15 protein-coding genes are annotated in these 20894 nt (G+C 55.9%); 5 read left to right on the forward strand and 10 right to left on the reverse strand.

All coding sequences use genetic code 11. The annotated features are described in order from the left end of the window. Positions 1 to 474: 474 nt before the first annotated feature. Entirely contained in the window at positions 475 to 2781 is a 2307-nt protein-coding gene (locus CWS43_RS19855; protein ID WP_101078813.1) for an FdhF/YdeP family oxidoreductase, read from the forward strand. A gap of 148 nt (positions 2782 to 2929) precedes the next feature. Next, positions 2930 to 4873, forward strand: a complete 1944-nt coding sequence (locus CWS43_RS19860; protein ID WP_101078814.1) for an exoribonuclease II — start codon at positions 2930 to 2932, stop codon at positions 4871 to 4873. A 79-nt stretch (positions 4874 to 4952) separates the two neighbouring features. Here the strand turns inward: CWS43_RS19860 and CWS43_RS19865 are convergent, their stop codons facing one another. From CWS43_RS19865 to CWS43_RS19910, 10 genes are all read right to left on the reverse strand, one after another. Then, positions 4953 to 6044 carry an iron-containing alcohol dehydrogenase family protein gene (locus CWS43_RS19865; protein WP_101078815.1) on the reverse strand — a complete coding sequence of 364 codons (1092 nt, stop codon included), beginning with the start codon at positions 6042 to 6044 and terminating at the stop codon, positions 4953 to 4955. Between the two features lie 81 nt (positions 6045 to 6125). Beyond that, positions 6126 to 7274 (reverse strand): alpha-hydroxy acid oxidase, encoded by a 1149-nt coding sequence (locus CWS43_RS19870; RefSeq protein WP_101078816.1) that lies wholly within the window; start codon positions 7272 to 7274, stop codon positions 6126 to 6128. Further along, positions 7271 to 8425, reverse strand: a complete 1155-nt coding sequence (gene hisC, locus CWS43_RS19875) for a histidinol-phosphate transaminase (RefSeq protein WP_101078817.1) — start codon at positions 8423 to 8425, stop codon at positions 7271 to 7273. Before hisC ends, CWS43_RS19870 begins: the two co-directional genes overlap by 4 nt. A 181-nt stretch (positions 8426 to 8606) precedes the next feature. Further along, positions 8607 to 10289, reverse strand: a complete 1683-nt coding sequence (gene hutU / locus CWS43_RS19880; RefSeq protein ID WP_101078818.1) for a urocanate hydratase — start codon at positions 10287 to 10289, stop codon at positions 8607 to 8609. A gap of 61 nt (positions 10290 to 10350) precedes the next feature. After that, positions 10351 to 11901: a histidine ammonia-lyase gene (hutH, locus tag CWS43_RS19885; protein WP_101078819.1), complete on the reverse strand. Its 1551-nt coding sequence runs from the start codon at positions 11899 to 11901 to the stop codon at positions 10351 to 10353. A gap of 117 nt (positions 11902 to 12018) precedes the next feature. Beyond that, on the reverse strand, positions 12019 to 12804 hold the full coding sequence (locus CWS43_RS19890; protein WP_101078820.1) for an ABC transporter ATP-binding protein: 786 nt from the start codon (positions 12802 to 12804) through the stop codon (positions 12019 to 12021). After that, positions 12804 to 13685: an ABC transporter permease gene (locus CWS43_RS19895; RefSeq protein WP_101078821.1), complete on the reverse strand. Its 882-nt coding sequence runs from the start codon at positions 13683 to 13685 to the stop codon at positions 12804 to 12806. Before CWS43_RS19895 ends, CWS43_RS19890 begins: the two co-directional genes overlap by 1 nt. A 17-nt stretch (positions 13686 to 13702) precedes the next feature. Next, positions 13703 to 14683 (reverse strand): ABC transporter substrate-binding protein, encoded by a 981-nt coding sequence (locus tag CWS43_RS19900; RefSeq protein WP_101078822.1) that lies wholly within the window; start codon positions 14681 to 14683, stop codon positions 13703 to 13705. Positions 14684 to 14915: 232 nt separating this feature from the next. Beyond that, entirely contained in the window at positions 14916 to 15497 is a 582-nt protein-coding gene (locus CWS43_RS19905; protein WP_101078823.1) for a HutD family protein, read from the reverse strand. Further along, positions 15494 to 16867, reverse strand: coding sequence for a formimidoylglutamate deiminase (locus CWS43_RS19910; protein ID WP_101078824.1), 1374 nt, complete (start codon positions 16865 to 16867; stop codon positions 15494 to 15496). Before CWS43_RS19910 ends, CWS43_RS19905 begins: the two co-directional genes overlap by 4 nt. Before the next feature lie 240 nt (positions 16868 to 17107). On the opposite strand from CWS43_RS19910, the gene hutC reads away from it, so the two are divergent. From hutC to hutG, 3 genes are all read left to right on the forward strand, one after another. Continuing rightward, positions 17108 to 17908, forward strand: coding sequence for a histidine utilization repressor (hutC, locus tag CWS43_RS19915; protein ID WP_101078825.1), 801 nt, complete (start codon positions 17108 to 17110; stop codon positions 17906 to 17908). A 180-nt stretch (positions 17909 to 18088) separates the two neighbouring features. Next, the gene (hutI, locus tag CWS43_RS19920; protein ID WP_101078826.1) at positions 18089 to 19351 is read left to right on the forward strand and encodes an imidazolonepropionase; all 1263 of its coding nucleotides are present in this window, start codon (positions 18089 to 18091) and stop codon (positions 19349 to 19351) included. Further along, a complete protein-coding gene (gene hutG / locus CWS43_RS19925; protein ID WP_101078827.1) occupies positions 19348 to 20184 on the forward strand; it encodes an N-formylglutamate deformylase in 837 nt (278 codons plus the stop codon). Before hutI ends, hutG begins: the two co-directional genes overlap by 4 nt. Positions 20185 to 20894 lie beyond the last annotated feature (710 nt).

Here is a 20894-nt window from a genome sequence, read left to right on the forward strand (position 1 = left end):
ATCTTCCTTAAGCGCGCAATATTTTTCTGCCAGCAACATTTTTCAAATCACAAAAAGGCGGCGAGAATATACAAAAAAATCATGAAAAACAATTTGCCGCATAGGGTGCCTTAAAACCCTCTTCAGAAAAACCCTTAGTCTTTTGCTAAGCATTTCATAGTGAAACGGTTCTGTTACATATTGTGTTAACCCGTGCCGCTAACCGCCCGCCGGGTGATCATTTGATTTTGTTATCACAACCCGCTGTTTTCCCTCCTGATGAAATTGAGTTCAGAAGCCTGTAGCACCGGTATAATTTGCGTTATTCCGTGATATTTTTCTGCGATAGATGGTTCTTATCACACCATCATGGCATTCGATTAGACGCCAGCGTATCTCCCTCCTAAACTTGTGACATAAAATTAACAATCAGATTAACAATTCACCGTACTGATTGTTTACAGACCAGACAAAAACCACCTGCGAAGCATAATCATGAAATTTAAAACTGAGATCAAACCCTACCACGGCGCGGCCGGCGGCTGGGGTGCATTGGAATCTACCACCCGTTTCGTCTTCGACAGCAAGAAAGTTCTCTCAAACCTGCGTAACCTGATGCGTGTTAATAAAGGTCGCGGTTTTGACTGCCCGGGTTGTGCCTGGGGTGACGATAATCACAGCACCTTCAGTTTCTGCGAAAACGGCGCTAAAGCCGTCAGCTGGGAAGCCACACGTAAAGCCGTTGAGCCGGAATTCTTCGCTCAGCATAGCGTCAGTAAACTGCGCGCACAAAGCGATTACTTCCTCGAGTATCAGGGGCGTCTGACCCACCCGATGCGTTATAACCGCACGACCGACCATTACGAGCCGATAAGCTGGGACGCCGCATTTTCGCTGATCGCCAGCCATCTCAAAGGCCTTGAAAGCCCGGATCAGGCAGATTTCTACACCTCCGGTCGTGCCAGTAACGAAGCCTCTTATCTTTATCAGGTCTTTGGCCGCATGTTCGGCACCAACAACTTCCCTGACTGCTCGAACATGTGTCATGAAGCCAGCGGCGTGGGCCTGAAGCAAAGTATCGGCGTGGGCAAAGGCACCATCCGTCTGGATGACTTTGAGAAAGCCGATGCCATTTTCGTCTTTGGTCAGAATCCGGGCACTAACCACCCGCGTATGTTGCACAGTTTGCGTCATGCTTCTGACCGTGGCGCAAAAGTCGTCAGCTTCAATACCCTGCGTGAACGTGGTCTCGAACGTTTTGCCGATCCGCAAAAACCGCTGGAAGTGGTGACACCGAAAGCCGGTCGCATCAGTTCGGCGTATTACCAGCCAAATCTGGGCGGTGACATGGCTGCCGTGCGCGGTATCGTAAAAGCGTTGCTGCAAACCCAGCGTGAACGCATTGCCTCAGGCCAGCCTTCCCTGTTTGATGAAGCATTCATTGCCAAAAACTGTGCCGGCGTAGATGAGTATCTGGCCGTTGTTGATGCCACCAGTTGGGAAAAAATCACCGGGCAGTCGGGTCTGAGTGAGCAAGACCTGCGTGAAGCAGCGGCCATTTATATGAATGCCGAACGCGTGATCTGTACCTGGGCGATGGGCGTCACACAGCACAAGCACTCCGTGCCGACAGTCCGTGAAATCACTAACCTGCAACTGCTGTTTGGTCAGTTGGGTAAACCCGGTGCCGGTTTATGCCCGGTGCGCGGCCACAGTAACGTGCAGGGTAACCGCACGATGGGGATTGACGAAAAAGCCCCGAAAGCCTTACTCGATGCGATGGAAAGCCACTACAAATTCACCCCACCGCGCGTTCCCGGCCATAACACCGTTGAAGCGCTGGAAGCTATGCTGCGTGGCGATGCGAAAGTGCTGATTTGCCTTGGCGGGAATCTGGCGGCAGCAGCACCGGATACTCCGCGTACCGAACAGGCGCTGAGCAATCTGGATTTATCCGTGCAGATCAGCACCAAGCTGAACCGCACACACCTGACGCCGGGCGCTGAAGCGCTGATCCTGCCGACACTGGGCCGGACCGAACTGGATATGCAGGCGACCGGTTCTCAGTTCATCACCGTGGAAGATTCTTTCAGCATGGTGCATGCGTCCGAAGGCGTGGGTATCCCGTTATCTAAAGAGCAGCGTTCAGAAACCGCGATTGTCTGCGGTATCGCCAACGCCGTGCTGGGTGACAAATACCTCGACTGGATGGCGCTGGCCGATGATTACAACCTGATCCGCGATCATATCGAAGCCACCATCCCGGGATTCAAGGATTTCAACGCACGTTGCGATATCAAAGGCGGCTTCTATCTGGGCAATGCTGCCGCAGAGCTGACATTTAATACCCTGAGCGGTAAGGCCAATTTCAGCGCGTCTCCGCTGCCTGAAGTGCTAATCCCGATGGGTGACCAGAATGCCCCGTTCACCCTGCAAACTTTGCGTTCGCACGATCAGTACAACACTACGATTTACGGCCTCGATGACCGTTATCGCGGCGTATACGGCCAGCGTGAAGTCTTGTTTATTCACCCGCAGGATCTGGCCGATTTAGGTCTGAACGACGGCGAACTGGTGGAAATCGAAACCCTGTGGAACGACGGTATTGAACGCAAAGTCACCGGTTTCAAACTGGTGAGCTATGATATCCCGCGCGGGAATCTGGCGGCGTATTACCCGGAAACCAATCCGCTGGTTCCGATGTCCAGTTTTGGCGACCAGACCCACACTCCGACCTCAAAAGCCGTTCCGGTGACCATCCGTCGCTGCGAGCAAAAAGTTGACCTGCAACGTATCGCATAAAACAACTCACTTATACCCGTTATTGATGCGGGTATAAGTCCTTTCCTGCATCAGGGTTATCAGCAGTAAGAGCTTGCCCGAAGGGGCTTAATCGCGTAAAACTGTCTGCCGCTAATCGAGCTACATTAACCCTAATTCTCTGGACGATATGTTTCAAGATAACCCGCTGCTCGCGCAGCTAAAACAGCAACTTCACTCTCAGACCCCACGTGTCGAAGGCATTGTGAAAGGCACTGAGAAAGGCTTTGGCTTTCTTGAAGTAGACGGCCAAAAAAGCTATTTCATTCCGCCTCCGTACATGAAAAAAGTCATGCACGGGGACCGCGTAATCGCCTCCCTGCAAACCGAAAAAGAACGTGAAGTCGTCCAGCCGGAAACGCTGGTTGAGCCGTTCCTCAGCCGTTTTGTAGGTCGAGTGACGAAGAAAGATGACCGTCTTTCCATCATCCCTGACCATCCTTTATTACGAGACGCCATTCAGTGCCGCGTCGCCCGTAACATCAATCATGAAGTCAGTGATGGCGACTGGTGCGTCGCTGAAATGCGCCGCCACCCGCTGAAAGAAGGCGATCACAGCTTCCAGGCTGAAATCACCGAGTGGATCACCACCGGCACAGACGATCTCGCGCCGTGGTGGGTCACGCTGGCACGCCATAATCTTGAGCGTGAAGCGCCTAAATCCGATATCGCTGAACTGCGCGATGAAGGTCTGGCCCGTGAAGACCTGACCGCCCTGCCATTTGTCACCATCGACAGCGGCAGCACGCAGGACATGGATGACGCGCTGTATGTGAAAGACAACGGCGACGGCACCTTGCTGATGACCATCGCGATTGCTGACCCGACGGCATATGTCTCCGAAGGCAGCGAACTCGATAACATCGCCAAAAAACGTGCGTTCACCAACTATCTGCCGGGCTTTAACATCCCGATGTTGCCGCGTGAATTGTCCGACGACGTGTGCTCTCTGTGGCCGGACGTCAGCCGCCCGGTTCTCGCCTGTTCCGTCACCCTGGGCACCGATGGTGCACTGGGCAATGACATTCGTTTCTTCGCCGCCACCATCGAATCAAAAGCCAAACTGGCTTATGACGATGTGTCCGACTGGCTGGAAGCGGATGAGAAAAGCGCATGGCAACCGGCCAGCGATGTAATTGCTGATCAAATACGTCTGCTGAAACGCGTTTGCGACGTGCGCAGCGCATGGCGTACCGAACACGCGCTGGTGTTTAAAGACCGTCCTGACTACCGCTTCGTGTTGGGTGAAAAAGGCAACGTTCTGGAAATCGTCGCTGAGCACCGCCGTATCGCTAACCGCATTGTTGAAGAATCCATGATCGCTGCTAACGTCTGTGCCGCTATTGCGCTGCGCGACAGCCTCGGTTTCGGCGTATACAACGTGCACACCGGCTTTGATCCGCTGCTGGTCGAAAACGCTGTCACGGTGCTTCAGGCTAACGATGTGGAAGCCAATGCTGAAGAATTGCTGACGCTGCCAGGTTTCTGTGCGCTGCGCCGTAAACTGGATGCCTTACCAACACAGTTCCTCGACAGCCGTATCCGTCGTTTCCAGACCTTTGCGGAAATCAGCACCACACCGGGGCCGCACTTCGGTCTGGGTCTGGAAGCCTATGCGACCTGGACGTCACCTATCCGTAAATACGGCGATATGGTGAATCACCGTCTGCTGAAAGCGATGATCCTGCAACAGTCCGCAGAGAAACCGAAGGACGAGATGACCGTTCAGTTAGCCGAACGCCGCCGTGCAAACCGCATGGCCGAGCGCGATGTCGGTGACTGGCTGTATGCCCGTTATCTGGAAGATAAAGTCGGCACGGATGTGAAATTCAGTGCTGAAATTATCGATGTGACCCGAGGTGGTTTGCGCGTCCGTCTGCAAGATATCGGCGCGGTCGCGTTCATCCCGGCTCCGTTCCTGCACAGCGTGCGCGACGAGCTGGTTTGCAGCGCAGACACCGGCACCGTGCTGATCAAAGGCGAAGTCGCCTATCGTCAGAGTGACATCATTGATGTCAATATCGCGGAAGTACGGATGGAAAATCGCAATGTGATTGCCAAACCGGCGGTTTGACCATCAGGTGATGGGGTTTGATCTTAAAAAGCCGGTTCATGGGAATCGGCTTTTTTTGTGCCTGGATGCCTGTGGCCGCTCAGGCATCCAACAAATCTGCCATTGCCTCTACCCGCGAGATCGCCTCATACAATCCCCCTGCCGTCACTGGCTCCGGCATGTTTTCCATGTCCGGTGCATGCAACGATGCCTTCACGATGCTGTCGAGTTCTCCGGCATTCAGCTCGGCGATTTCACTCAGACGCAGCGGCACGGCGCAGGCGTGGGCGAGCCTGATGGCTTCCATCAGCTCTTCGTCGCTGCGGTTTTCCAGCGCCAGCAGGCAAAGGTTGCCGAAACCGACCAGCAAGCCGTGACCGAACTCGCGGGTTTTATCGCAAACAGTGAAACCTTCGTAAATAGCGTGGGATGCGGCGGCGTGGGCCCCGCTGCTCATCAGCGAAGTCAGACCGGCAAACATGAAAATGGCGTCCAGCACCTGATCCAGTTCGGCGTTCGGTTTACCGGCGCGCACCGCGTCGCAGGCGGCCGGGCCACAGGATTCGATCAGGTCATAACAAATCCGGCTGTTGGCGCTCGAAGATCGCGCAACGCCGCTTAACTGGCCGTTATGACGGCTGATGGCGCGGAACTCATACCATTTTGCCAGCGTATCGCCCAGCCCCGCAGCCAGCCAGCGCAACGGCGCGGCAGCCAGAATTGCACTGTCGATAATGACCGCCGCAGGTGCCTGTGGCAGCGGGAACAAATCGCGGAAATGCCCGTCATCGTGATAACGGATAGTCAGCGGAGTGACAGCGGCGCAGGTTGCGGCGATGGTCGGAATGGTCACCACCGGCACATTGGTTTCCACGCCGACGGCCTTGCAGGTATCGAGAGATTTCCCGCCGCCCACGCCAATCACGATGTCGGCCTTTTTATCTTTCACCACTTTCGCCAGACGCGTGATATTGCTTTCGCTGCTTTCACCGCCAAACCATTCGCTGCCCACCAGTTCCACCGCACAACCTTCCAGCTGATGACGAATTTTATCGCCCACCGCCATCAGGGCCTGATGCCCGCCAATCACCAGCGCGCGCTTTCCCAGCAACGCACAAATATCGCCAAGCTGAGAAATAACGCCGGGGCCGCGCAGAATTTGCGCCGGGAAGATGATGTTCTGTGCCTGCATAACTGCTTCTCCGTGATGCTTGTGTTTGACTGATTCAGGTTAAAAATTCTGAGGATGTTTACTGTTTTTAGTTTGTACACATTACCACTGAGGACGCAGCAAATGCGGCCCCAGCTGATGCACCGACGTGCAGCCAAGCTGCGCCAGCGTGCGGTCAACTTCCTGCAAGATAATCTCCAGCGCACGTTGCGCGCCCGCTTCGCCAGCCGCCGCCACGCCGTAGAGCATCGGGCGGCCAAGCAATACGGCATTCGCGCCCAGCGCCAGCGCTTTCACCACGTCCGTGCCGCGACGGAAACCGCTGTCGATAAGAATAGTGGCATCTGCCCCGCACAACTGGCGGATTTCCGGCAAGACTTCCATCGCACTGACCGAACCGTCGAGCTGTCGGCCGCCGTGGTTGGACAGCACAATGCCGTCCGCGCCCGCGTCCAGCGCACGTTGCGCATCGGCCGGTGCCAGAATGCCTTTAATCAGCAGCGCGCCCTGCCACTGGCTGCGGATCCAGCCGATCGTTTCCCAGTTCAGACGGGTATCCATCTGCTCTGAGAAATAGCTCGCCCCGCCCGCGCCGCGCTGTTTATCCGCAGGCACGTAAGGTTTTAAATTGCCAAAACCGGGCATGCCCGCCGGTTTGAGCGTCCGCCACACCCAGCCGGGATGCAGCGCCACGTCCACCAGGCTCGACAATGAAAGTTTCATTGGCCGCCGGTAGTTACGTTTATCTTTTTCACGATTACCAAAATGTACGGCATCCACGGACACCACCAGCGTGGTACATCCGGCGGCTTTCGCCCGCTCAAGCAGGCCAGTCGTCACCGCGCGATCTTTTAATACGTACAGCTGAAACCAGTGCTGCGGCAGGTTTTCCGCCGCGATTTCTTCAATCGACGCCGTGGATACCGTGCTCTGGATATACCCGATCCCGGCACGTTTGGCGGTACGGGCCAGCATGGCGTCTGCGCCAAAACGCAGCATGCCGTTGTAACCGGTCGGTGCAATCAGCACCGGCGCAGAAAGCATCTGCCCGCATAGCGTGACGGACAAATCGCGCTGGCTGGAGTCCGTCAGCACCGGCGGAATAAAGCGCCAGCGGGCAAAAACCTCACGGTTATCTTTCAACGTTTGTTCATCATCCGCCCCGCCTTCCACATAGCTGAAAGCAAAACGCGGCAACGCGCACCGCGCCTGATGGCGCAATTCTTCAATGTTTAACGCAGCACGCTTCACGCGGCTTCCTCCGCCAGAATGTGTTTCAGGCTTTCCATAAACTGCCGGTTATCCTGTTCATTACCGACTGACACGCGGATCCAGTTTTCATAACCGGTTTCGCGCCACGGTTTGATAATGACGCCATAAGTAAGCAATCGCTGTGCCAGTTCAGAGCTCGGCTGACCGCAGTCAAAAAACAGGAAATTGGCGTGCGACGGCGCAACGGTGAAGCCCAGAGCCGTCAGCTCAGCGGCCATTTTTTCACGCTGCGCCGTGACCAGCGCAATGCTGTCACGAACGTGCTGTTTGTCCTGCAAAGCCGCAACGGCGGCGGTTTGCGCTGAGCGGTTAATGTTGAACGGCGTCCGGACACGGTCGAGCAGATTCACCAGTTCAGGATGGCTGGCTAAACCATAGCCAATACGCAAACCGGCCAGCCCGTAGGCTTTGGAGAAGGTACGCAACACAATCCACGGGCGCGGCTGCGCAGCCAGCACGCGCAGGCTGTCAGGGTAATCCGGCTCGTTTTCGCAATATTCGAAATAAGCTTCGTCAATCACCAGAATGCAATCCTGCGGGGCGGCATCGATAATACGGGCGAATCCTTCGCGCCCCAGCATGCAGCCCACCGGGTTCGATGGATTGCTGAAAATCACCATTTTGGCGGGTGTGGAAAGCGCCTGTTCCCAGACCTCAATGTCAAACTGCTGCTGCGCATTGACGCCCACCAGCGTAACGTCTGCTCCCATCATGCGCGGGAAAATTTCATGCAGGCCAAATGATGGGATCAGCGTGACGACGCGGTCGCCGGGGTTGAGAAAGGCCAGCGCCAGCATGTGTAAAATATCTTCAGAACCGTTGCCGGCCACAATGTTTTCCGCGCTGACGCCGGTTTCTCTCGCCAGCGCCGCACGCAATGCAGCGCTCGAGGCATCAGAATAAATCGCGCTGAAACGTGCATCGGCTTCAAGTGCTGCGATAACTTTCGGGCTGGCCCCCAGCGGATTCTCATTGCTCGCCAGTTTGGCGATACGGGCTACGCCATATTTTTGCTGTACAGCGTCGGCTGAAAGCCCTGCGTTATACACACCCAGCGCCCGTGATGCGGGCCTTGCCAGATTTTTCAGGCTCTCTTTTGCTGCATCAAAAACGGTCTGATCTGAAGCCATCTTTTACCTCATGCTGTGAAGATTCTGTTCCCGAGTATGCAGGAAGTCAGCGCGGTTTTACGCCACTTTTTAACGCATTTTCAGATTATTTTAGAAACAAAACGGGCAGCGGCCTGCGCCACTGCCCGCTGATTTTGTTCAATTTAATTGCCGCTGTATTAATCACTTGCCCGAACGGGTTTCATAACATCGGCAGGTTCAGGTCATTTCGTTCCGCGCAGGCTTTGGCCTGCTCATAACCGGCATCAGCATGACGCATCACGCCGGTTGCCGGGTCATTCCACAGAACGCGCGAAAGGCGTGCATCGGCCTCTTTAGTGCCGTCCGCAACAATGACCATACCCGCATGTTGCGAGAAGCCCATGCCGACACCGCCGCCGTGGTGCAGGCTGACCCAGGTCGCGCCGCCCGCGGTGTTGAGTAACGCATTGAGCAGCGGCCAGTCGGAAACCGCATCAGAGCCATCTTTCATGGCTTCGGTTTCACGATTTGGCGAGGCCACAGAACCGGTATCCAGATGGTCGCGACCAATAACAACCGGCGCTTTCAGCTCACCGTTGCGTACCATTTCATTGAACGCCAGCCCGGCAATATGACGCTCACCCAGACCGAGCCAGCAGATACGTGCCGGTAAACCCTGGAAGGCAATGCGCTCACGCGCCATGTCCAGCCAGTTGATCAGGTTGGCGTTATCCGGGAACAGTTCTTTGAGTTTGGCGTCAGTTTTGTAGATATCTTCCGGGTCACCGGAAAGCGCCACCCAGCGGAACGGGCCTTTGCCTTCGCAGAACAGCGGGCGGATATACGCAGGGACAAAACCCGGGAAATCAAAGGCATTGGTCACGCCTTCGTCTTTCGCCACCTGACGGATATTGTTGCCGTAATCCACGGTCGGAATGCCCATAGCGTGAAAATCCAGCATCGCCTGAACGTGTTTTGCCATCGAGGCTTTTGCGGCTTTCACCACAGATTGCGGATCCGATTTACGCGCTTCCTGCCATTTTTCCAGGCTCCAGCCTTCCGGCAGATAACCGTTCAGCGGGTCATGCGCCGAGGTCTGGTCGGTGACGATATCCGGGCGCAAACCGCCTTCTTTCGCACGCGCCACCAGCTGTGGCATCAGTTCAGCCGCATTGCCCAGCAGGCCGACAGAAATGGCTTTTTTCTCCGCACAGGCTTTTTCAATCATTGCCAGCGCTTCATCAATGCTGTGCGCCTTGTAATCGACATAACGGGTACGCAGACGGAAATCGATACGCGATTCCTGGCATTCAATCGCCAGCACGCACGCCCCGGCCAGAACGCCCGCCAGCGGTTGTGCGCCGCCCATACCGCCCAGACCGGCGGTCAAAATCCATTTGCCGCGCAGGTCGCTGTTGTAGTGCTGACGACCAGCTTCAGCGAACGTTTCGTAGGTGCCCTGAACGATGCCCTGCGCCCCGATGTAAATCCACGAACCGGCAGTCATCTGGCCGTACATCATCAGCCCGGCTTTATCCAGCTCATGGAAATGTTCCCAGTTTGCCCAGTGCGGCACGATATTGGAGTTGGCAATCAGCACGCGCGGCGCATCGGTATGGGTACGGAATACGCCGACCGGTTTGCCGGACTGAACGAGCAGAGTTTCGTCTTCACGCAGCTGGCGCAGGCTTTCCAGAATGCCTTCAAACGCGGGCCAGTTACGCGCCGCTTTACCAATCCCGCCGTAAACCACCAGGTCTTCCGGGCGCTCAGCGACATCCGGATCAAGATTGTTTTGGATCATGCGGTACGCCGCTTCAATCAGCCAGTTCTGACAGCTCAGTTCAGTCCCGTGCGGCGCACGAACAACGCGGGCAACAGCCGTTTTTTGTGGAGCGTTCATCGTCGGTTCCTTCTCTCAAATAGGGTGTTTTAGCTCAAAAATAATCAGGCAAAGCTTGCGGTCAGACAAAGCTTGGCAGCAGTGCTTCAATCGCCGCTGGCCAGTGTTCACGGGAAGCCCAGAGGCGCATCATTTCTACATCCGGCGCCATCAGGCGATCCTTTTCCAGGAACGCGACGTTTTCGCGGATGACGGTCATTTCGTTTTCCAGCGTCACGGAGCTTTGCAGCGGACGATGGAAATCAATCCCCTGTGCGGCCGCCATGGCTTCGATGCCCACGACGACGCTGGTGTTAAAGCACATGTCCCCCAGACGGCGTGCGGCGTAAGTCGCCATTGAAACGTGGTCTTCCTGATTCGCCGACGTAGGCAGGCTGTCGACGCTGCCCGGATGTGCCAGTGATTTGTTTTCTGACGCCAGCGCCGCCGCCGTCACCTGCGCAATCATGAAACCGGAGTTCACACCACCGTCATTCACCAGAAACGGGGGCAAACCGGAAAGGCCGGTATCGAGCAGCAGCGCCATGCGGCGTTCTGAAATCGCACCGATTTCCGCCACCGCCAGCGCGATGATGTCGGCAGCAAACGCCACCGGCTCAGCGTGGAAGTTACCGCCGGAAATCACGTCGCCATTTTCAGAGAAGACCAGCGGATTATCGGATGCGGCATTAGCTTCTATGCGAAGAATTCGCGCCGCGTGATGCAGGTTATCCAGACAAGCGCCCATCACCTGAGGCACGCAGCGGATGGAATACGGATCCTGAACACGCCCGCAATCGGCGTGAGACGTGACAATGTCACTGCCTGCCAGAATAGTTGAAAGCGCCGCCGCAACGCCAATCTGGCCCTGCTGACCGCGGGCTTCGTGAATGCGCGAATCGAGCGGTTTTACCGAACCTTTGATGGCTTCCAGCGACAATGCGCCCGCCACCAGCCCGGCAGAAAATACGCGTTCCGCTTCGAACAAACCGGAAAGCGCCAGAGACGTTGAAACCTGGGTGCCGTTAAGCAGCGCCAGCCCTTCTTTCGGGCCAAGTTCGAACGGCACCAGACCGGCGGTTGCCAGCCCGGCGATGGCCGACATTTTTTCACCTTTCGTCGTGACCTGACCTTCACCAATCAGCATCAGGGAAAGGTGCGCCAGCGGTGCCAGATCACCGGACGCGCCGACCGAACCTTTCTCCGGGATACACGGATACACTCCCGCATTAAATAAAGTAATCAGCGCATCAATCACCTCAATGCGGATCCCGGAATGGCCGCGCGACAGGCTCAGGACTTTGGTTGCCATGACCAGACGCACCACGTTATCCGCCAGATCCTTGCCGATACCGACGCTGTGCGACAGCACCAGATTACGTTGCAGCTCAGCCAGCCGTTCAGCAGGTATGCGCGTCTGCGCCAGTTTGCCGAAACCGGTGTTAATCCCGTAAACCACTTTGCCCGACTCCACGATGCGGGTGACCGTTTCCTGCGAAGCCAGTACGCCAGCACGTGCCTCCTCAGCCAGTTCAAGGCGGACGTTGCCCTGATAAATTTTGCGCAGCATCGGCAGGTCAACGTGGCCCGGTTGCAGGCAGCAAAGGGTTAAATCGGTGGATGAAGAAGCCATAATCTATTCCTGTATAGACAAGTGAAACGGGAAGTAAACCCGGCTAAGGCCTCAGCCCGCCGGGTGTTTATGCAATACCTGACATAACAACGTTAAACGCTTACCCGCAGGGAAAGATCAGTGATCCATCGTCTGCAGTGTTTCGGTACGGATTTCTTCCGTCACCCGCGCTTTCAGCGCCATAAATTCCGGTGACGTTTTCAGGGTGTAATCACGCGGATGCGGGAAATCGACGGCTATTTCTGTCTTAATCCGCCCCGGCCGCGCACTGAAAATGGCCACTTTGTTCGCCATGAAAATCGCTTCGTCGATATCGTGCGTCACGAACAGCACGGTTTTACGCGAGGATTCCCAAATCGACAGTAGCAGTTCCTGCATCATTACGCGGGTCTGGTTGTCGAGCGCGCCAAAAGGTTCGTCCATCAGCAAAATCTTCGGGTCATTCGCCAGTGCACGGGCAATCGCGGTGCGCTGCTGCATGCCGCCGGACAACTGACGGGGAAAATGCTGCTCAAATCCGCGCAGCCCGACCTTATTAATAAAATAGTCGCTGCGCTCTTTTTGAGCCGCTTTGCTGACACCGCGTTCCTGCAAACCAAAACGGATGTTTTGTTCCACGGTCAGCCACGGAAACAGGGTGTAGCTTTGAAACACCATGCCCCGGTCAGCGCCAGGACCGTCAACCAGTTCGCCATCGAGCCAGACTTCCCCGCGCGTTGGCTGATCCAGCCCTGCCACAATGCGCAAAAGCGTGGATTTTCCGCACCCGGAAGGCCCGAGAATGGTGATGAAGTCATTTTCGTTAACCTGATAATCCACCGGCAACAGCGCCTGCGTTTTCTCGCCTTTCGGGCCGGTGAAAATACGTTCCACCTGCCGGACACTCAGTTTCGGATGGCTCATCACAGTGAACTCCAGACAAACAGGCGGCGGTTTGCCGCTTTAAATAACAGGTCAGAAAGCAAACCGATGCAGCCAATCACGATAATGCCGAAGATCATTTGCCCGGTGTTGAGCAGCGCCTGACTGTTAACAATCATATGGCCGATGCCGCTCGATGAACCGATAAGCTCCGCCACGATGACATACGTCCACGCCCAGCCCAGCACCAGCCGCAGCAGCTCGGCAATTTCAGGCGCGGCACCCGGAATAATCACCCGGCGAACCACGCTCTGATTGGTCGCACCCAGCGTGTACGCGGCTTCGACCAGATCACGTCGCGCAGCGCCGACCGTCACGGCCACCATCAGGGTTATCTGGAAGAAGGAGCCGATGAAAATCACCAGGATTTTCTGCATTTCGCCGATACCCGCCCACAGGATCAGCAGCGGAACAAACGCTGAAGCAGGCAGATAACGGCAAAACGACACAAACGGCTCAAAGAACGCTTCAATCAGTTTGTACGACCCCATCAGAATGCCCAACGGCACGGCAATGACACAGGCCAGAACAAAACCGCCCAGCACGCGCATGACGGTCATGCCGATATCGGTGGTGAAATCGAAATCGGTAAACAGTAAAACGCCTTCCTGCAACATGCTGGCCGGGCTGGCCAGGAACGTCGGTGACACAAATCCGGTAAACGTCACCAGCGACCACAGGGCGAAAAACAGGACAAAAAAACAGAACCCGAGGAAACCGCGTCGCCTTGCCGCGACCGGACGCAAAGGCACCATCATCGGGTTATGCCATATTTTTTTGCTTGCCGGCAACGGTGCCGGCTCGCGTAAATCTGACTGCGCATTAACGGGATGTTTTACTGCCTGAGTGACAGGACTGTTCATGTCGTTGTCCTTCATGGCTATTTCACGTACTTCGCGTCATATAAAGTATTGATGTCCGGCGTTTTGCGCAGGATTTTCATCTCAGTCAGCAAACGCGCGGCTTCGTTGGTAAAGGTGACGATTTCACCGCTGAAGAATTTCTTGTTGGCATCACGATCCTGCCAGCGCAGATAACTGGATTCTTCTGCAAACTGTTTACCGGTTTCTTTTACCGCAGCCCCCATGATTTCGTTGGATTTCTCAGGGTCTTTCTTGATCATATCCAGCGCTTCAAAGTAGCTGTTCACCAGCGCCTGTGCGGCTTTCGGGTTTTTATCCAGCCAGGCTGGTGTACAACCCAGCGTATCCATCACCATCGGATAATCGAGCGTCGTGGCAAGGATTTTGCCTTTGTCCGGGCTCTGGCGGATGGTGGAAAGGTAAGGCTCGTACGTCACCGCCGCATCGTTTTGCCCGGCGATAAACGCATGCGCCGCCGCGTCAGGTCCCAGCGTTGCGAGTTTGACATCTTTCATTGTCATGCCGTTTTTATCGAGGATCCACGCCAGCAGGAAGTAAGAAGAAGTACCCGGCGCATCGACGCTGACGGTTTTCCCTTTCAGGTCGGTAATTTTGTTAATCCCGCTGCGCACGGCGATACCGTCCGCACCGTAGGATTTATCAAGCTGCACAATCTGTTTAATCGGCACGCCGCTGGCGTTCCAGGTTAAATAGGTTTCCACCGTGGTCGCCGCACACTGCAATGAACCGGAAGCAATCGCCAGATGACGGGACTGCTGCGGCACCATTTTCAGCGTGACTTCAAGGCCGTTCTTTTTGAAGATCCCGGCTTTGTCCGCCAGCGTCAGCGGTGCAAAACCTGTCCACCCTGAGATACCAATAGCTATCGGTGTATCTGCCGCCTGTGCCGCGCTGACAGTCACACTGCCCATCGCTACAGCCAGCCCTAACAAAGACAACGAACGTTTCAGTACAGCCCTGGAAATCATGTTGCTCATCTGCCACTCCTGCCAAAGTACCTGTCGGGGGAACGCCTGAGGCGGTGAAAAGCTTCAGGCAAATTGCGCTACTGTATATTCTTGTCTATACAAGTCAGTCGACTGTATTAAAGCAAGCTTTGTGCCAGTTCCGGCAGAGGCCGTTTTACGTCGTTTCCCGTCTCCATCTGCCCGGTGGCCAGGCAGCGGATGAATCAATTCGGTGCGCAGCACGCTCTTTTTTAGCGCACGGCTAACCCGCTATCTTTGCCCAGAGCAGAAGGCCGTTATCCTCAAGTGCCGTAATTTCCACGCCTTCCCCGTCGTGGCGCGCATCAGCAAGAGCTGCGTGGAAAAACCCTTCTCCGCGACCAAACTGGCGACCATCTGGCCATTGCCACGTTCCGCGGATGGCGTACAGCACGCCACCCTCAGTGAGAGAAACACAGAGGCTTTTAGTGGCAGAAATCACCTGCGCAGAACACCCGTTTCGGCGGGTCATGATATTGAAATCTGTCGTTGTTCCGCCCAGCAAACTCGCGCTCAGCGCAGTGTCCCCGCTGAATGCGAAAGGTTTACCCGCCTCACTGAGGTGATGATCAATCTCCGGATCAGAAAACAGATGAACACCCTCACCGCTCAGCAATGTGATGGAACGGTCAATGCCGGGAAATGCGGAAAACGGGCCGTCCTGTGCGATGGTGGCAATACTGGCGCGCCAGTCGAAATCAGTTTTACCCGGCGGCCAGCTGAGGATTTCGCGGGTTTCGCCGCCACCGTTTTTCCACGGGCTTACCGGTAAGTTCTCGAAGGAGAAGTATTGCCAGTTCTTCATACCGCATCCTCTGCCAGCTGATTCAGCAGGTGCCGGAAATCTTCTGCTGCTTCCTGTTGCTGTTCATGCTGCCCGCCGACAATGCGTGCGACGCCACCGACAAATACATCGCGGATTTGCCAGGTATTTCCGGCAAACAGCCAGCGGTTAAGCAACTCACTGTCTCTGGCGGCTGACAGATAAGGATCCTGACCATCGAGTACCAGCCAGTCGGCGCGATAGCCTGCGGATAACTGTCCGATTGCTGCACCGCACGCCTGCGCGCCGCCCTGTAACGCCTGCGTATACAGCACATCGCCGACAGAATTTTGCGCGGTTGTGGTCAGGCGGTTCCGGCGCTGGTCACGCAGCCGCTGGCCGTATTCAAACCAGCGAAGTTCTTCCACCACGTTGAGGGAAACGTGGCTGTCGGAGCCAATTCCCCAGCGGCCAGACTGCGCGAGGTAATCCACACCGGGGAAAATGCCGTCACCAAGGTTGGCTTCCGTGGTCGGGCAAAGCCCGGCAACTGCCCCGCTGTTCGCCATGCTCGCCAGTTCAAACCGGTCGGCGTGAGTGGCGTGGATCAGGCACCAGCGGGCATCAATGTCGAGATTGTCATACAACCAGGCGATCGGGCGCTGCCCGCTCCAGCCCAGACAATCGTTCACTTCTTTTTGCTGCTCGGCGATATGAATATGCACCGGCGACTGTTTATCGCCCGCCGCCAGTACCTGCTGCATTTGTTCGAGCGAAACGGCGCGCAGCGAATGGAAGCACAAACCCTGATTTTGCAGCGGCTGGTGTTTAATCTGGCTGCGGATAATGTCCTGCTGTTGCAGGTAACCGTCGGCATCCTGAATAAACCGTTTTTGCCCGCCCTGCGCGGGCTGAGCGCCAAATCCGGCGTAGGTGTAAAGCACCGGCAGCATGGTCAGGCCGATGCCGGTTTGCGCGGCCGCATGGCTCAGATGCGCGGCCATTTCCCCACGGCTTGCATAAGGATTTCCGCTGATATCGTTGTGCAGATAGTGGAATTCAGCGACCTGCGTATAGCCACCTTTAAGCATTTCGATGTACAACTGACGGGCGATAACGCCAACCTGTTCAGGCGTCAGGCGCTGTACCATGCGATACATCAGGTCGCGCCATGTCCAGAAACTGTCCTGCGGATCACCGGCGACTTCCGCCAATCCCGCCATTACACGCTGAAAAGCGTGAGAATGCAGGTTTGGCATACCCGGCACAACCGGGCCGGAAAGACGGATACAGCCTTCAGGGTCACCACCGGGCGTCACGGCGCTCAGTGTTCCGGCGGCATCAACGTCCAGACGCACATTGTGCGCCCAGCCGTGGGCAAGTAAGGCGCGTGAAGCAAAATAAGCAGGCATAACAGCGTTCCTGATCAGCAATGAGAAACATAAACGCAATTTTGTAGAAACAATTGCAAAACTTTTAAGCGACTTGTCTATACATATACATATGCCTGATTGCGCTGTAAACTTGCAACAATCCTTTTTTTATAAATTTAGTTTTCCGTCACGCCTTTCCGTTGCTTTGCGCAAAGGGAAACCGGCGGACATTCCGGGAAACTTTCCAGATACCTGTGTATTTTTTGAGAGGTAAGAGACATGCCGGAGTCCACATCACTTTCTTCGCAAAGTGCAGCGCAACAGGGAGTGTCTCAGCAGACATTGTCCGAACTGGCTGCGGCCATGAGCGACACGCCCGCGCCGATTTATCAGCGCGTGAAGCAGGCGATCATCGGGCAGATCCGCGCCGGTGTCTGGAAGCCGCATCAGCGCGTACCTTCTGAAAGTGAACTGGTCAACGAGCTGGGTGTCAGCCGCATGACCATCAACCGTGCGCTGCGCGAACTGACCAGCGAAGGTTTTCTGATCCGCATGCAGGGTGTCGGGACGTTTGTGGCTGAAGCCAAGGCCTACACGCCGATGCTCGAAGTGCATAATATTGCCGATGAAATTGCCCAGCGCGGGCACCGCCACGACAGCAAAATTCTGGTCTGTGAAGCCCGTCTGGCCGACGCCGAACAGGCACTTCAGCTGGGTATTGCAGCGGGCGCCATGCTGTTTTACTCGCAGATTGTGCATTACGAAAATAATGTGCCGGTGCAAATTGAAGACCGCTTTGTAAACCCGGAAACCGCGCCAGATTACCTTCAGCAGGTGCTCAATAAGCAAACCCCGTACACCTATCTGATGGAAATCGCGCCCCTGACCGCCGGTGAACACCGCGTTGAAGCCGTGGGTGCCAGCGATGAACAGCGCGAACTTTTGCAACTCAGTGAGCATGAGCCCTGCCTCTTAATCCATCGCCGCACCTGGAGCGGCAGCCGCGTGGTGACGTCTGCACGCCTGATTTATCCGGGTTCCCGTTACCAGCTGTTCGGGCGCTTCACCAGCCACGGCTGATGCCTTTTCATTCCGCCATACCCTAATCGCGGTCGTTACGGGCCGCTATCCCTTCGTTTAAATTTTGGAAGACGTCTCGTAATAAGAAAAAACTATCGCTGGCCGCCTTGCCGGTTTAGCGGTTATGCGTTAGGTTGACTTTAGTTGTCTATACAAGATGAATTCAGCCTGGAGCCTGTCATGCCGGTAGCACTTTCCCCCCGTTTGTCTTCCGAACCGCCCTCTCACTGTGACAGCATATGGCGCGGCGCCACGCTCGTCACAATGAAAGACGGGCATTACAACCTGATCGAAAACGGCGCGATTGCCGTCACCGGTGGCAAGATTGTCTGGGCAGGTAGTGCCGCGGATTGCCCGGCCTTTTCTGACGCAAAACAGCACGATTTTGACGGCGGCATTATCACGCCGGGTTTTGTCGACTGCCATACGCATCTGGTGTTCGGGGGCGATCGCAGCGCTGAATTTGAACAGCGTTTGAACGGTGTAAGTTATGCCGAAATCGCGGCAGCAGGCGGCGGAATTCTCTCGACCGTTAACGCCACGCGTGACGCCACAGAAGATGAACTGCTGGCGCAGGCGCTATTTCGCCTCAAACCGCTGCTGGCCGAAGGTGTCACCTGCGTTGAGATTAAATCCGGCTACGGGCTTAGTGTGGAAAGCGAGCTGAAAATGCTGCGCGTGATCCGCAGGCTGGGCGTGATGTTGCCGGTTGAGGTGAAATCCACTTGCCTTGCCGCGCATGCCCTGCCGCCTGAATTTAAGGGCCGCGCCGATGAGTATATTGACCTTATTTGCGACACGTTACTGCCGGTGGTCGCCAGCGAAAATCTGGCCGATGCGGTGGATGCATTCTGCGAACATCTGGCGTTCTCGCCGGAGCAGGTTGAGCGGGTGTTTACTGCCGCCGCCGCGTTGGGTTTACCGGTCAAACTGCACGCAGAGCAGCTTTCCTCACTGCACGGCAGCGCGCTCGCCGCACGACACCACGCGCTCTCCGCCGATCATCTGGAATACGCTACCGAAGACGACGCTAAAGCGATGGCCGCCAGCGGAACGGTCGCCGTTTTACTGCCGGGTGCCTATTATTTGCTGCGCGAAACGCAGTGCCCGCCGGTGGCGCATTTTCGCCGGCACAGCGTGCCGATGGCGCTGGCAAGCGACGCCAATCCGGGAACCTCTCCGGCGCTTTCGCTGCGTCTGATGCTCAATATGGGTTGCACGTTGTTTCGTCTCACGCCGGAAGAAGCGCTGGCCGGGATCACCAGTCACGGCGCTCGGGCGCTGGGTTTGCAGGAAACACACGGCACGCTGGAAGCAGGTAAAGTCGCTGATTTCATCCACTGGCCGCTGTCGCGACCGGCAGAACTTGTTTACTGGCTGGGCGGGCAGTTGCCCTGCACTATCGTTTATCGCGGAGAAATCCGGGGAGAATTTCGTTCATGAGCCTTTCAGCAGCTAACGTCATCGCCGATCCTTACCATTTCATTCCCGGCACAGCACCAATACTGATCAGCATTCCCCACGCAGGCACACACCTGACGCCGGAAGTCGCCAGCGGGCTGAGTGATGCAGCCCTGCCGCTTTCGGATACCGACTGGCATATTCCGCAGCTGTATGACTTTGCCCGCGCGCTGGGTGCCAGTATTCTGGTCGGTCAGTATTCGCGTTTCGTGATTGACCTTAACCGCCCGTCCGACGATAAACCGCTCTACACCACGGCCACCACCGGTTTGTATCCGGACACATTGTTTGACGGGCGCGCCACCTTTAAACCGGGAATGACACCGACTGACTCTCAGCGTCAACAATATCTCGATGAAATCTGGCAGCCGTATCACCAGAAAATTCAGTCAGAACTGGCGCGGATGAAACAGGAATTCGGCTATGCGCTGCTGTTTGACGCTCATTCAATTGCCTCCGTGATCCCGCGTCTTTTCGACGGCCAGTTGCCGGATCTGAATCTCGGCACCAACAGCGGTGAAAGCTGTGCGCCCGGGCTGAGTGAAATCCTCGAAAAAACCTGCCAGCAACAGACACGTTTCACGCATGTTCTGAATGGCCGCTTTAAAGGCGGATACATCACGCGGGCTTATGGCCAGCCGGAAAACAATGTGCATGCCGTTCAGCTGGAACTGGCGCAGGTGAATTACATGGAGGAGATTGAGCCGTTCAGTTATTCAGAGGACAAGGCCTCTGAACTCCAGGCATTGTTGAAACCGTTGCTGGCGGGGATGGTGACGTGGGGATCGCAGAGTTATAAACAGGGCGCTGTTTAATCACGCTTTTTATCGCTGACGCTTGGATTTAGGACTGTGTCAGTTTCGGTTTTTCACTAGCCGTGAGGCGATTTCAAAGAACCGAGAAAATTTCGGTTTCTCAATTGCAGTTATCACTTAACACCGGGTGCCCAAACCGCCCAAGAGAGGGAAGTGCTTTCCCTCTCTTGGATCTCTCCCCGCTTTTTCAACAAGCGCTATCGCTGGCTGGCTATGTTTCAGCGGCTACAGCTATTGCCGCGAAAACTTGCCGCTGCGCGGTTCCCTTACTCGGTTTCGAGCCACAGGTCTCGAAACACTTCGCTCGGCAAGCTTTCTGAAAGCGGCTAACAGCTATGTAATTCCGCAAGCTTTCACGAACGGCTGGTTTGCTCCTCCCCCTGCGAAGGGGGAGGTCGGGAGGGGGTTTAGCAGGCCACTAAGCCGCTAAAACCAACAATCGGCCTGCATCTATCTTCCGAATTACATAGCCTCTGGCCGCTTTCAAAACGACGTCGAGTGAGGAGTGAGAAACAGCGAGAGTCTTTTTCGAGCAGGTTCGAACCCGAGGCGAGAGAACCGCGCAGCGGCGGCGTTTGCGGCACTAACGGTAGCCGCTGAAACAGTGCCAGCGAGCGGTAGCGCGCAGTGAAAGAGCCGGAGATTCTTAAGAGGCGCGGCGATAGGCGCCTCTTGAGGCCGGTTTGGGTGGCAACCCAAGGTCTTGAACT

Origin of the sequence: Rahnella sp. AA (assembly GCF_002834385.1) — a bacterium.
Classification (GTDB): Bacteria; Pseudomonadota; Gammaproteobacteria; order Enterobacterales; family Enterobacteriaceae; genus Rahnella.